Source organism: Cupriavidus sp. UME77 (assembly GCF_014170355.1).
In the GTDB taxonomy this organism is placed as follows: Bacteria; Pseudomonadota; Gammaproteobacteria; order Burkholderiales; family Burkholderiaceae; genus Cupriavidus; species Cupriavidus basilensis.
Genome location: NZ_LZZU01000063.1, coordinates 1 through 12,966, shown reverse-complemented (window position 1 = coordinate 12,966; position 12,966 = coordinate 1). Strand labels below are relative to the sequence as shown.

Here is a 12,966-nt window from a genome sequence, read left to right as displayed (position 1 = left end):
ACGATCATGGCCTCCGGTCTCGTCCCGTCCGTCCTTGGCAACCGTATGGCAAGCGCTATGCCACTGTTGCCAAGGATTCCCATGTACTACTCGTCAAAAACCGACGATTAGTAAGTACGCCGCATTCGCGTCATTTAGGACTTGTCCGATTTCATTGCCGGCATGCCTCCGGTAGACTTGCGGCGTGCCTTCTCTGCCGCCTTTTTTCCTGCGATATGCGCACCTTGCAGGCACCGGGGTTCGCGCGCGGTGGACCCGGCACAATCTCCGCCATGGATGCCATGGTTGGACTCAAGCATCGGCAGCACCACCCTATAGAGCCAGTCGTGGGCATGCTGAACATGCCACGAATATCCTCGCGTTGGCAAGCCAAAGAGGACTCCGTCAGTCCCGGTCTTTCCCAATCGGAAAGGAGGTATTCGAAGCGAATGGGGACCATCAACTCGGTGGCCAGCACCGTCCCAACCAATTGAGTATGCTTGACCATTTCACGGCACGAAGCTACTCCACTCCCAACAGAATCCAGATGGCAGAAGTATGGACAACATCAACAAACTAACCGAAATTCTGGCACTTTGCGTGCCGCAGCTAGATCCATCGCCGCTGCGTGCTGCGCCACCAGCCAGTACCGATAGGTCGGATGTATTGGCGTGGTTCGCCAATCATCTTGAGCAACAGGGTCTCCTCGCCTATGAGGAGTGGAAAGAGTATTTTGGTCACGTACCTGCCCTCCAATCTCTCTGCGGCATCGATTTAGCAGACTATGACGATGACTTCATCATTAGCCTTATCGAGGATGTTGACTTCCCTGACGCTGAGGCCGCCTATACCCTGCAATACGAGTTGCCTTTTTTGGAGCATATCAATTCCATCCTTCAACCCCAAGGCCTGCGCTTGGTTGACCTGTTGCCGTTCGAGAATGCGTATATCTTCTGCGTCAAGGATGACGAAGACCAATTGCGACAGCTTAGCAAGTGCTTGCAGGCATTTGATATGGACATCAATGAACGCAGCGCAATGAATCAGCAACAGGCGATGGCGCATCTTGATGCATTGCTGGGAAATGGCTGAGGATCAATCCTCGTCACGTAGGCTGGAAGCCGCCAGCGCAGGTACCTTGGCGCGCTGTTCAACGGCGAAGACATGCTCCTGAGCAAAAAGGCGTGAAGGCGTGAAATGGTTGGGAAGGCCGCCGTGCAGGACGATGAGTTTGCACGGATGGACATGGCGATAGCCTACGAACATGGCTTGGGCGTGCCGCGCCCCCCTATCAACTGGGTTGACCAACTACTGCCTTGGGCTGTTGGCAGCGATCGAGCCGCACTACCCCAAGAAACGGCGAGGCCGGCCGCCGATCGGGCAGGAATGGATGCTGCGCATCGACATCCTCCAACAGCGGTGTGGACCGCCCGACGAGGCACAGGAAGATGCGCTGTACGACAGCATGGAGATGCGCACGTTCGCGCGAATAGACCTGGCGTTCTCCGCCTTCCGGATCTCGATGCGCATGCGCTCTTCGGGTTGTAGTTGTTGGTATTTCGTTCTTGTCATTCACCCCACCCTTAGCGGATGGCAAGGTGTTGCACTTCAAATTTGAGGCCGCCATGCGTAAACTCTCGGCGTCGGGCAGCTAAGACGACTATGCGAAACCGATTTGGAAAGATGGTGCGTGCGCTCGCCGGACTAGTCATGGCTTTTCCGCTTTTAGCCGGGGCAGATGATGCCCAGGCCCAATCACTGCAAGGCGTTTGGGAAGGCACGTTGGGCACCCAGAACATCGTTGCCTGCTTCAACGGCGATACCACGGGGTCGGGCAGCTACTACTACCTGCATTACCTCAAGCCGATCCAGCTTCAACGGGAAAAGGACGGCACGGGCTGGTTCGAGTCGCGCTACGATTCGAAGGCCGGTAAGGACGTCAAGACTGGATCGTGGTCGCTGCAGACGATGGACAATGGTCGCCTGAAGGGCGAGTGGAAGCACCCGAAGAGAGGTCGCTCGTTGCCGCTTGCGCTCACCCCTATCAGCGATGAGGGCGATGAGTTGCCCTGCGCGAGTAACTCTTATAACGACCGGCTCGAAACCGTGCAGCCGGTGGCAATAGGCAAACAGGAGGTCTTCGAGGGCAAGCCGTTCCGGCGGCTACGTGCGGGCGGAGAAGAAACGCTTGAGTTGCTGGTCGACGGCCCCGGTATCGCCAAGATCAATCGCGTGCTGCGCTCGAAGTTACCGCAGACTAAGGCTGCAATGCAGCACTACTTTGCCACGCGGCGCGAATTTCTCGGTCGCTGGGGGCTGGCCGCTGAGGATGAGACTTACGCCGAACCCACCTATTGGACAGTGGACTGGGTGACGGTGCGCGACTATCGCTGGGCGGCGGGTTACGGAGCCAATGGCATCAGTCAGAGTTTTCGTACATGGGATGCCCGCAGCGGGGAAGAGATCGACCCGTGGACCTGGGTCGGTGCACATTCGAATACAGACACGCCCGGGATCGGCTCGCTGCCAGCAAAGCTGAAGGCTTTTCTGACCAAAGGCTACAAGCCCGATGCAGCTTGCAAAGTGAGCAAAGACATTGAGGACTCATATTTTCTCACTCTGGAAAAAGCCGGCCTACGGTTCTGGGTGATGCCTGACGGTAGTGGCTGCGACAAGGACTTTCTGGTGCCATATGCAGAGCTTTCTCCGTTTCTGACAAAACGGGGGAAGGCCGCGGTGACGAGAATCGTCGGCACACGGTGATGCGGCGCCGTCATCGGACGGAACGCCACGAAAGCGGTGCCAGGCATCGCCGGCCTTAGCCTGCGGGGCGCAAGCCCTGGCAAGCGTGAGCGCGCAGTGCTGGCGACCGCCAGGGCGGCGGCATCTGAGAATGGCTTTAGCGTGACACGCAGCATCGTGCGGGCCTACCCGTGCTGGTGCGCGAATGGAGCGTCTCGAGCGCCCTCGCCGAGGCGGTCGCAGGCTAAGCTCAGATGTCCGCAATGCTGCGCTAGAATAGGCGCATGCTAAAACGTAAAGAAGTCCTGCAAAATTGCCGGCGTCTGGTGTTGCTGGTGGCGGCCTTGACTGCCATGACCTGCGCATCAGTAGCGCGCGCAGACGACACCGTTGTACCTCCCACGCTGGAATGGGGCCAAGTGCCGGAGGGAGATCTCTATGTGTTGATCTCGAGCGCCTCTCACGACAGCGCGGAACTGCTGGCGTTGGCACGCGAGCAGATCGTTCCCGCCTTGGCACATAACACGGTCGTCGCGCAAATCTGGAGTAACACAACTGCTCCAGTACAGTTTTGGCATATTATCGAAGCGGAACGGATGCAGCGTGAAGGCGTCGATATCAAGCAGGTGCTGGCTGCGTTAAGTACGCAGCTCAATACGCCAGCAAAGGAAGTTCGAGGCATCCATCTGCCGCAGGCCTGGGTGCTTGAGGGATTGGCACCGGCCCCCTATAGGGATTTGGCCGCCGCTACGATAGAAGCATCGGGCGGCGGGCAGATATCCGTCGCGCAACTGGCACATTCCCAGTACATGCTGCACCCGCCCGCATGGAAGGAGCGGCGCATCCTGACCCTGCGTATCTGCGGCGTTCAGGGCGTCGACCTGCAGGGGCTTGCCTTCATTGTCGAGAGCGGCCTGACAAAGCTGGCTGGGTCGTTGCCGGAAGATGTGGGAGTGCAACTTGGATTCGTGGGCAAGGAGTATGGGATGTCTGATGGACTGTTCGTGATGATCGAGGAAGCGGCACGCTGAGCCGCGCTCCTGGTACTGTCAGGCTAGGATGGAACGCAGCCCACACGCGACCCGGCAAGCAGAGCCGCGAAGCGGCATCCGGCGGGGCTGCGTGATAAATTGCGCTTCGCACAGGCGATGGCGTCCTGCAGGCTTGGGGCGGCGACATGGACCGTGGCTCGAAACGTTGGCCGTCGCGGCTGCCCCGGCGTGACATCCACTACAAATTACTTCCACGCATTGTCGTGCCAATACGCCTCGGCGTCCTCCTCATCGCCGAACACGATTCTCGTTTGCTGCATGCGGCCTCCTTGCTGGTGCTTGCTCGTACAGGGTGGCACCGCCGCCCTGCCCTCACCGCATCCGTCAGTGGGCCTTGCGCGGGCGCATCGGCTCCGGCGTCCAGTAGTCGGCCATGTCGACCGCCAACGCACCGGCCAGCGTATCGATCGGCGCGCGATGCTTCTCGGTATCACCCACGCCGTTGACATGCGCAGCCACGCAGAAGGCCATCAGCGCCGAAAGGGGCTCCCAATCGAGTCAGCGCCCACGGCGGCAGTTCGGCTTTCCTGTCGAAGCGGATGTCGGTGACGCCGGCGGCCAGGATCGCCAGCTGCTAGAAGCTCTGGAAGGCAGATGAGAAGGGACTCAAATCCCGATGAGGTGAGCTACTTGCGTCGAACGTAGACGCCGTCAAAACGTACATTTGCGCCGCCGCAGTTTGCATTGTCGCTTGCGACCAGGAACCGCCCCACGCGCACAAAGTCAACGACGCAAAACCTTTCATCCTTGCCCATGCTTGCACGCTCACCCCGTGGCTCGATTTCGCCCTAGATCACCCACGTTGATCCGCGGCCCCGAACCGTAGGTCGCTGCACCAGTGACACGCAGAGCGCCATTTGGAACCTTTGAGATCCTGATCCAGTTGGTGCCGAAACGCCACATCCCGACCCAGTCCGCCAACAGCGGCGTAGGAACGTTGACCGTAGCGAGTTTCTCTGCTCTGATCCAACGGACGGTTTCATGCCGCCGTCCCTGATACCAGACGCATGCCCAACCGTTTTGACGCTTGTTGACGATTACCTCATCGCCAGGGACAAGATATGCCTTGTCCCTGCAAGCTTCAGTATCGGCTGGGCAACCTTTCTCGTCGACAAAGAGATCAATCCTGGAGCCTTCCGCGCCATGGACGCGGGCTAGTTCGAGTTCCTTGTTCTTCGAAGGGAAGTATCCATTCCGGCAACTGTAGGTTTCAATCTCAGTCGCGTGGACAGATGTGAATACGGCAAATGCAAGCATTGACGCGCCAACGCAGCGAAGGGTGAAAATAGGGAGCATTAGCATGTCCTCCATGGGATCAATTCCGGGCTTGCCCAACGCCCGCAGCAGGCCTACACCTTCGACCGTGACGCAGGCCGCCGCGCAGAATCGCCACTCTTGGTTCTCTCAAACGGTGGTGTTAGTGGAGGTGGGTTCCCCCTCCTCCATTGCGAGATCTCGCTTACCGGGTCGCCTGCTGAAGCTTATCGGCCAGCGCCATACCGCAACGCTGCGGCTTCAGGTCCACCACATAGTGATGCTGCTGGTGCAGGGCTGCAATGACACCGCTCAGATTGGCGGAAAGCGTGATCTTGGCGCCCAGCCCGGTGGGCAGGCCAGCGGCACGGGCCTGGCGCTCCAGCAGGATCTCCTCCAGTTCGGCCGTCTGCTGGATATCCAGCACCGGCATGGCAAAGCCGATAAAGCGACCACGGGCATCGAGCAGCGGCGCCTGCGGCCAGGCGATCTGCACTTAGCACTTGCCGTTCTCGACCTGGTCCGGCAGCTCGGGCGACAGCCGTAGCATCGCGTCGATCTTGCGCTGGTAGCTGGCCAGGTCCATGTGCGCGTGGTAAAGCTTGGCCACCTGGGCCGGCGCGTCGGCCAGCAGGAATACGCTGCCGGCGCCGCCACTCTTGATCAGGCGCGCGAGCGTCAGGCCGCGCTGGCGATCCAGCCAGACTCTGCCTCCACTGCGAACACTCATGCCCGCAGCGCGACCAACAAGGTCTTGTCATCGCCGGTGATGTGGTGCGTGCGCGGATCGTCCAGCGTGGCCGCCAGCGCGCGGTTGCCCTCATCGATGTCGGCTACCCCGCGCAGATATCGCTCGACCGGCTCCATGAAGGGCGCGTAGAGTCCGGCGTTGCCCTTGCTCATGGCAAACGGCATGGCGCCATCCGACATCAGCGCCACGCCTTGCAGCGGCTGGCGGATCGGCAGCACCCTGAGCCGCTCGCGCCAGTGCGGCCCGGTGATGAAGTAGGTCTCGTTGGCGTACTCGCCATTGGCTGGCAGCGAAATATCCGGCTTCGCCGCGCCGTCGCGCGGCTGGGCCACGCCCACGCCATCGCCGATATGAAAGAAGCTGCCGCGCTCCGGCGTGGCCACCACGCCAACCAGCGTGCTAGCGTAGTCGGCCAGCCCGGCACCCGCCGCACGTGACACCTCCTGCAGCGCGCTGCGCGCCAGCCCGATCACGCTTGCCACGGCCTGCTCGAACAGTTCGCCGGACAGCTCGGGCAACTCCTCGCCCTGCTGCACCCGCGTGGCCAGCGCATGCACCACCGATCTGGCAATGAACTCGGCACCTGCCTGGCTATAGCGCGCCGAACCCGCGCCGTCGCAAACCAGTGCGATCAGCACCTCGCCCACCACGGCATGCGCGAAGGCGTCCTGGCACGGCAAGCCGCGCTCCGCGTGCGACTTACCCGTTGCCGAAGCGGCAAAGATCTTCCAGGCCATCGCTCAGACCGTGACCGCGGACCAGCTGTCGGTGGACGGCAGTTGCGCCCGCCCACCCGGCGTGGACTGCGACACGACCTGCATGCTGGCGCTGAGCCACAGGAACAGCTCACGGAACTGCAGGCCCTTGAGCTGCTTCACGCCGCCCGCGCCGCGGTTGCTGAATTGCTGGAGCACATCGATGCTCGCGCCCTCGCCCACCGCGATCGGGAACACGGCCACCTTGCTGGCCTTCTCGGCCTGGCGGGACTGCGCCGCGCCTTGCTCCCACTGGTCGGTGGGCGCGCCATCCGACATCAGGAACAGCCACGGGCGCGTATAGGCCACGCCCGCCTGGCGGAAACGCAGCTTCTCCTGCTCGATCTCTGCCAGCGCCAGTTCTACCGCCTGCCCCGTTGGCGTGGTACCGTCGGCTCGCAGTTGCGGCGCGCTGAAATCCATTGCATCGCACCAGTCACCGGCCACCTCGGCATGGTCGTAACCGCCGTACTGCACCACCAGGATACGGACCCGCTTGCTGGCGATGACGTCCGCCTTGAGCTCCTGCTCCAGCAGTGCCAGCCCTTCATTGAGCTGCCGGATGGGTTCGCCGTCCATGCTGCCCGAGCAGTCCAGCACCAGGACCAGCGGGGTACGCTGTTCGGTGTTGTCGATCAGAGCGACATCGGGAATGAGGGATTTCGTCATTGAGTTATTTGATGCATTGTTAGCATGATTCATAGATTAATATTCGCATCGGCGAGCGAATCGTGCGCTTGCATGTAATGCGCAAGCACCTTTTCCTACTATGCCCCCCCACCTGGAGGGCTCCTGTGGCATCGGTTCGGTCGCGCATCAATTTCCCATCAAACTTGTTTGATACTTCTTACCAAAAGACCGAAGCCATGCACCGCCGCCTCGTCGCCGTACTGCTCGTAATCAGCGCCTTCCCCGCACTCGCCCAACGGCCGGTTGCGCAAGACTTCCGCTGCCTGTCCTCGGGGACAAGGGGTATCCAGCTCGAATTCCGGATGTTCTCCGATCCGGAGTCACACTGGACAGGTGGCTACGTCAAGTATCGCAAGTCCGCACTGGCTATCCCGCTGGTACTCAAGTCGTCGAATGGCGTCGAGATGACCAAGGGGCGGCCCTGGGAATACACCGACGTCTGGCTGGAGGTGTCGGGCGGAAAAATCGGCGGGGAATACGTGGTGATTCGCCAGGGTGCGAACATCTATGGCTTTACCTATCAGAATCGCAAGACAGCCAAACGAACTGATTTCATTCAGGACAATGGGGCGATGGGCGAGGAAGGCTGCGTCTGGCCGCAAGTGCGGTAATGCCACCGAGGTCTACGATTTAATTTTGGCTCCGCCGCCTTGCATCGCCAATGGACCGCCTCGTGATCGTCCACCGCCCCGCCTCGTCCTTGGGCACGCCGTAGCCCTGCGAATACGCATGGCCAACCGCACCGCGCAGATCCGCCTCGCCCTGTTCGGCGGCTGTGCGCAGCCGACCGAAGCACGCTAGCATGTCCCTCTTTTCGCAGGTGCCATAGAGATAGGCCATGGCCGGGGCCGCCTGGGTTGCGACCGCACCGGCCTTGTTGCGCGCTTGCAAGACCGTGGCGGGCTCGCACATGCCATCCTGCATCGCCGCGTACAGGTCATCGGCCTCCCCGGCCCGGGCACTGCCGCCGGCCATGGAAATGGCAGCGAGTCCCAGCATCAGGGCCCGACGCGTTTCATTTTGCTTCATGTCGCTCCTCGGTGAGGTGTACCGCAAGTGTACTGGCAGCGTGCTGCAAATGAAATCGGACACGTCCTAAGCAGCGAGCATTGCCCAGCCGTGAGCCGTGCGCCGCACCCGTCGCCACTCGCTCCCTTCGAGCTGCACACGCCCCGATGGTCACCCCTGCTGCGGCGCTTTCCCCTGTAGTCCTACCGTGTTTATCCCGGCAGGCATCGCCCATGCATCAACATCGATGCGCCCGACTACGGCCACTTGCACGGCAGGTGCTGCCCAGAGAACTTGGACTTCGCATCGGGCAACGTCGGCGGCAAGATTGGCGACCGCATGGGAAGCGCATGCCCGCAATTCGAACATGCCGCCCGCAGCTCCTCGGAAAGCGCCGTAGTCAAAAACCGAAAATTGGTACATCGGCCCCGCGTCATTTAGGACGTGTCCGATTTCATTGAGACCACGCCGCCAGTAAACTGGCGGCATGCCTTCTCTGCCGCCTCCTTGAGCTCTCCACGTTGCCCGCTTGTCCGGCCTCCTCGGCGCCGCGGTATTGGCAGGTGATGTTGAGTGCGTTTCAGATTCATGGAGCCAACTAGGATGAGCTTGGACAATCGACCATCGATCCCGCAAAAAGAACGGCTGCAACCTGCCACGATAGAAGGGCAATCTTCGACCAAGAAAGGGCTCTGGCTGATATCGCTGGCCCTGGTGGCAACGGCTGTCATATATATAGCCGTCTTGTGCGTCATGCTCCTGCCCTTCATCGCTAGCGTGATATTTACAGAGCTCACCGAGAATCCCTATCAGTACTCTCCGACTCCAAGCTGGCTTTGGCGATGCATGAGCGTCCTCTGCCTGACGCACGTGGCGTACGCCGTCTATCTGATGCTGAAGTGGCCGGTACGAAATTCACCCCCTTGCTTTCTGCCGTGGACGTGCATTTGATCCTGGTGTTCTTGGGTTGCTTGATGACTGGCCGCATCATTGAAGGGCACGCCTTGAACGTCGTCAACGCGTATGCGGGAAATTTGAGCGAGGTGGATGCGGTCATGGAACGCTCAGCTATCAGTTGCACCGGTTTTAGCCCGAGTCGCCATATCGGCCGCCAAGCAACGAGCTGCGAGCGACACATATACTTCAAGACGCCGAACGGCGAACTGGCGGCTTCCGGCCCAGCGGATGACCGAGCTGTCCGGACCTTGTCGCCCGGAACATCCGTTCGCCTGGTATTGTGCAAGAGCGTCTTCGGCACATCTCTAACCCAAGTCAAGCCGGAGGCTCCTTGGCGGCGCCCCCCAACCTTGCAGGGGCCATGTCAGGGCAAGCAATCGATCCCCTCCTTGATGAACTCCATCATGGGTTACCTGCCGGCTCCTCCGCCCGGTGGCTCATCCCTCCTCATCGTTCAGCGCGAGTCCCCCGCTCATCATGCGTGAAGATTCCATCTATTCCATCTATCGACATCCGAGAGGTCACCTAACGGCAGTCAAGGCAGGCTGGAGTTGGACTGCCTTTCTGTATGGTGTGTTTTGGGCCCTGTACGGGAGGCACTGGCGCGTGGCAGGCGGCTGCATAGCCTTGCTCCTGACTTGGGCCCTGCTGGAGTCGCAAAATGTTGGGTTCCGCTTTTGGTTCTCCAGCATCGCATTCATGATGTCCATCGCACTGGGGATTACGGGCAACGAACTGCGACGCAGACAACTTCAGCACATGGGCTACAAGAAAATCCGCGACTACGTGAGTGCCGACACAGTGAAAGGTGCGCTGCACGCGTTCCAGATCGCGCAGAAGGCACGGAAGGAGAAACGACGAAACCGCCGCCGGGCCGCGAATAGCGAAAAGCTCACCAGATCTTCGTGATGGCGCACCAACGGCACGACGAAGTCTGGTGTTGCGGCATTGCCCATCGAGGTGTGACGATCATATGCGCCGTCTGCAAACAGAGGCTCCAGTCCGGACAGCGCATCTTTGCGGCCTGCAGAATCCCCAACACGCCCCTTGCTGCCACATGCGCCCGAGGTCTTTCTTTCCCGCGTCATCGTCGCGTTCTTTCGCCGCCGGAGTCTTCGCCGATTGGCTATCCGCCACGCGGGTGCTTGGGCGTTGGGCGTTGGGCGTTGGGCGTTGGGCGATTCACGGACAGCTTGGCACGGGCTGGGCCATAGCAATCCCGGGAGAAGTCGGTGACTTCCTGCTCCAGCACCGGGTCGGCGATGCGCGCGCTGTTAATCTCCAATGATGTTCGCCGTGAATGCCAGCAGGATCAGCAGCGCCGTCCATAGCGCAACCGCATGGATCAGGGGCTTATGTGGGGTCCCGGGGCGGCGGGGAGGTATCGGCATGGTGAACTCTGAGGCTTGCCGCCCCAAGCCATGGCCCGGATTGTTGTTAAGGGAAAGGACGAGCTAAAAAGAAAAAGCATAGGACAACGCTGATTTCAGACTTGTCCTATGGACGGTTGCATCCCCAAGCGCTAACCTCGCAAGGCTCCGTTCCTCACCCGCCGCAATGGTAGATCGCTTGCATCGACCTGGTGCAGGGAAGCGCGGAAGCGCAGGTCTATCTGCGTTATCGCCGCGTGTATCCGGATACCGGCAAACCGGTGACACCGGCGTCGCTCACCGAGAAGCAAGGAGGCGGCGCAGCATGAGTGCGAAGCCCAGCGGCGCCTGAGGCGGCAGCACAACGCCGATATGAGCAAGCTGTTCAAAGCTCCCGCGGCAAGAGGCGCAGCGGTGCCGGTCGGAACGCGAACACCGAAATTTCTAGCTTTTTAAAGGAGCTCCACATGGGCCTGGCCATCGCCGGCGTTATCGCAAACACTATTTTCACGCTGTTTTTTCTCTCCAGTGAATATGTCGAAGAAGGTGGCACCGTCATGGATGTCATCGCGGCCATTCTAGGAACGCTACTGGCCATCTCCGTGCTTGGGCTCATCCTTGCTGGCACGGGCAAGAAGAAGCTCGGCGGCGCCCTGGTCATGATCGGATCGATACCATTCGTTCCACTGGGCCTGATTGGCGTTATCGGCGGGCGAAAGATGATTCAGCCCGACACCCACGCCCATGATCTTGATGCCCGACGTCAAGCAGCTGCAGCTCTTGCGTCATCCTCGGCAGATTCGTCGCGGGGGGAGTGATGACTGACAACGTCTCGTCGTCCGTCTCGACGGTGCTCGCGTTTCATGCCGACCGTCGGGCCAATTTTGTGATCGCGTTGGGCTGCGTGCTTATGGTGGTGGCGCTTGTCCTAGCGGCCAATCATGGCGGATCCCGCATAGGCGGTGTTTTCATGGCACCCATCATGCTCATCGTGATTGGCATCTTCAAGCGGTCAAGCGTGTATCTTCGGTTTGACGCAGACCATTTCGAAACGAAGCTGGCGCTCGCTGGCGGGTGGCACACGGTGCTTTACAGCGAAGTCACCCGCTGTGAAGTGAGCGACAAGCTGGTCGTCGTTCACTATCGAAAGCACGGCCAACCCGCCGATTCGAAAGTGCGGCGAATCCGCATCCACCTTGGCGAACTTCGCCCCGACGATCTTCCCGTATGCATCGATGCGTTTCGTACGCGTTTGCCGTCGGCGTCAGTGGCCTGACGTGAAGAACGCCATCATTCTGAAACGGGCCTCGATGTCCATCAACGAAAGAGACGCCGACCATGCAACGACTTGTTCGGCAAAGGCGGGCCGGCCGTTACAAGATTGACCTGCCGCGCCCGAGCCTGCCGGAAAAGGAAAACGGCATCTACTTCATCCTGCCAAAAGCGGGAGGACCGGCCCAGACAGGCGCCGAGCGAGATGCTTGGAAGAGAGTAGCCCACATCAATCCGGCCTACTTGGAGTTCGGCAAGACTGCTAGAACGAGTTTTAGTCCAATGGCTGTGACATGGACCGTCCGCCGACCTAGGCACCCCTATGGATACCACTCCCGGAAGGCCGGGAGCACGGCATTCACAGGCGCATGAACCGCGACATGATGGCTGGCCCGCTGAACAAGGAGCATCGGCTGAAACCCACCGTATTCTGGCATGAACGCCACGCCTGGCCTCTTAAAGACACAGAATAGGGAATTACTGAATCTCTAATGAAATTCAATCTTTACGCCATTTTGGCATCGCCCTTACCATCGGCTCAGCGTCGGCGCGCGCCGGCTCTTCCGTCCAGTCGATCACATTTCGATCACATTTCTGAGGAAAAAAAACAATGAACTTCTACAAAGGCAAGGATTCGGTGCGAACGATCTCTGCATTGCTGGTTATCGTTGGCGCATCGCTCTGTGTAGCGCCGGCCAGTGCGCAGTCCACGGAAAATATGGGCGGGTCGGAGCAGATCTCCGTTGGCACGCTGTCGATCCTGGCCGCGCCTGTCGTCAGTGTGGCCGGCAGCACCGGTGGCGCGGGCCCGGTGGAGGGTTCCTTGCTGGCGGGCATGGGCAGCGCCTTTGTCGTGTCCGGCATTGCGCAGGGCGGGAAGGATACCGTCGAGGTGATCCTCGACTCGGTCAGCACCGCGGGCAAGGCCTCGGTCAAGGTCGCCAAGAGCGCGTTCGAGAAGCTGGGCGTCTCGGTCGGCGCCACCGTGAACGCCGTGGCCGATTCGACCGGCACCGTGCTGGTGGTGTCAGGCAAGGTGCTCGCCTTTATTCCCAATACGATCGGTGAGGCGTTGCTTTATCGCGAGCGGGTTCCCACGGCCGCGAAACCGTGAAGGGGCGCGCCATGATCTTGAA

16 protein-coding genes and 1 pseudogene are annotated in these 12,966 nt (G+C 60.4%); 9 read left to right on the top strand and 8 right to left on the bottom strand.

Annotation, left to right across the window (positions count from 1 at the left end; translation table 11 throughout):
* The first annotated feature begins 537 nt into the window (after window positions 1–537).
* The gene (locus tag A9975_RS25475) at window positions 538–1,071 is read left to right on the top strand and encodes a hypothetical protein (protein WP_183035194.1); all 534 of its coding nucleotides are present in this window, start codon (window positions 538–540) and stop codon (window positions 1,069–1,071) included.
* Between the two features lie 3 nt (window positions 1,072–1,074).
* Here the strand turns inward: A9975_RS25475 and A9975_RS25470 are convergent, their stop codons facing one another.
* A complete protein-coding gene (locus tag A9975_RS25470; RefSeq protein ID WP_183035193.1) occupies window positions 1,075–1,245 on the bottom strand; it encodes a hypothetical protein in 171 nt (56 codons plus the stop codon).
* Between the two features lie 55 nt (window positions 1,246–1,300).
* Here A9975_RS25470 and A9975_RS25465 point away from each other — a divergent pair.
* The 3 genes and pseudogenes from A9975_RS25465 to A9975_RS25455 form a co-directional block, all read left to right on the top strand.
* Window positions 1,301–1,480: pseudogene (locus A9975_RS25465) on the top strand (transposase); the annotation flags it as partial.
* Window positions 1,481–1,689: 209 nt separating this feature from the next.
* On the top strand, window positions 1,690–2,742 hold the full coding sequence (locus A9975_RS25460; protein WP_183035192.1) for a hypothetical protein: 1,053 nt from the start codon (window positions 1,690–1,692) through the stop codon (window positions 2,740–2,742).
* 263 nt (window positions 2,743–3,005) lie between these two features.
* The gene (locus A9975_RS25455) at window positions 3,006–3,752 is read left to right on the top strand and encodes a hypothetical protein (protein WP_183035191.1); all 747 of its coding nucleotides are present in this window, start codon (window positions 3,006–3,008) and stop codon (window positions 3,750–3,752) included.
* Window positions 3,753–4,097: 345 nt separating this feature from the next.
* Here A9975_RS25455 and A9975_RS38215 read toward each other — a convergent pair whose 3' ends face one another.
* The 6 genes from A9975_RS38215 to A9975_RS25430 all read right to left on the bottom strand — a co-directional run bounded on the left by A9975_RS38215 (window position 4,098) and on the right by A9975_RS25430 (window position 7,202).
* Window positions 4,098–4,232: a hypothetical protein gene (locus A9975_RS38215; RefSeq protein ID WP_255503442.1), complete on the bottom strand. Its 135-nt coding sequence runs from the start codon at window positions 4,230–4,232 to the stop codon at window positions 4,098–4,100.
* Between the two features lie 306 nt (window positions 4,233–4,538).
* Window positions 4,539–5,084, bottom strand: coding sequence for a hypothetical protein (locus A9975_RS25450; RefSeq protein WP_183035190.1), 546 nt, complete (start codon window positions 5,082–5,084; stop codon window positions 4,539–4,541).
* A gap of 148 nt (window positions 5,085–5,232) precedes the next feature.
* Window positions 5,233–5,523, bottom strand: coding sequence for a hypothetical protein (locus tag A9975_RS25445; RefSeq protein WP_183035189.1), 291 nt, complete (start codon window positions 5,521–5,523; stop codon window positions 5,233–5,235).
* Entirely contained in the window at window positions 5,524–5,757 is a 234-nt protein-coding gene (locus A9975_RS25440; protein WP_183035188.1) for a hypothetical protein, read from the bottom strand.
* A complete protein-coding gene (locus A9975_RS25435; protein ID WP_183035187.1) occupies window positions 5,754–6,515 on the bottom strand; it encodes a PP2C family serine/threonine-protein phosphatase in 762 nt (253 codons plus the stop codon). The genes A9975_RS25440 and A9975_RS25435 overlap by 4 nt, the downstream gene beginning before the upstream one ends.
* A 3-nt stretch (window positions 6,516–6,518) precedes the next feature.
* Window positions 6,519–7,202: a VWA domain-containing protein gene (locus tag A9975_RS25430; RefSeq protein ID WP_183035186.1), complete on the bottom strand. Its 684-nt coding sequence runs from the start codon at window positions 7,200–7,202 to the stop codon at window positions 6,519–6,521.
* 197 nt (window positions 7,203–7,399) lie between these two features.
* Here A9975_RS25430 and A9975_RS25425 point away from each other — a divergent pair, with 197 nt between their 5' ends.
* The gene (locus A9975_RS25425) at window positions 7,400–7,834 is read left to right on the top strand and encodes a hypothetical protein (RefSeq protein ID WP_183035185.1); all 435 of its coding nucleotides are present in this window, start codon (window positions 7,400–7,402) and stop codon (window positions 7,832–7,834) included.
* 19 nt (window positions 7,835–7,853) lie between these two features.
* On the opposite strand, the gene A9975_RS25420 is transcribed toward A9975_RS25425, so the two are convergent.
* Window positions 7,854–8,252 (bottom strand): hypothetical protein, encoded by a 399-nt coding sequence (locus A9975_RS25420; protein WP_183035184.1) that lies wholly within the window; start codon window positions 8,250–8,252, stop codon window positions 7,854–7,856.
* A 1,413-nt stretch (window positions 8,253–9,665) separates the two neighbouring features.
* Here A9975_RS25420 and A9975_RS38610 point away from each other — a divergent pair.
* From A9975_RS38610 to A9975_RS25400, 4 genes are all read left to right on the top strand, one after another.
* Window positions 9,666–10,097, top strand: coding sequence for a DUF2628 domain-containing protein (locus A9975_RS38610; RefSeq protein ID WP_370565480.1), 432 nt, complete (start codon window positions 9,666–9,668; stop codon window positions 10,095–10,097).
* 928 nt (window positions 10,098–11,025) lie between these two features.
* Window positions 11,026–11,376 (top strand): hypothetical protein, encoded by a 351-nt coding sequence (locus A9975_RS25410; protein WP_183035182.1) that lies wholly within the window; start codon window positions 11,026–11,028, stop codon window positions 11,374–11,376.
* On the top strand, window positions 11,376–11,834 hold the full coding sequence (locus A9975_RS25405; protein ID WP_183035181.1) for a hypothetical protein: 459 nt from the start codon (window positions 11,376–11,378) through the stop codon (window positions 11,832–11,834). The genes A9975_RS25410 and A9975_RS25405 overlap by 1 nt, the downstream gene beginning before the upstream one ends.
* Before the next feature lie 606 nt (window positions 11,835–12,440).
* Window positions 12,441–12,944 carry a hypothetical protein gene (locus tag A9975_RS25400; protein ID WP_183035180.1) on the top strand — a complete coding sequence of 168 codons (504 nt, stop codon included), beginning with the start codon at window positions 12,441–12,443 and terminating at the stop codon, window positions 12,942–12,944.
* The last annotated feature ends 22 nt before the right edge of the window (window positions 12,945–12,966 follow it).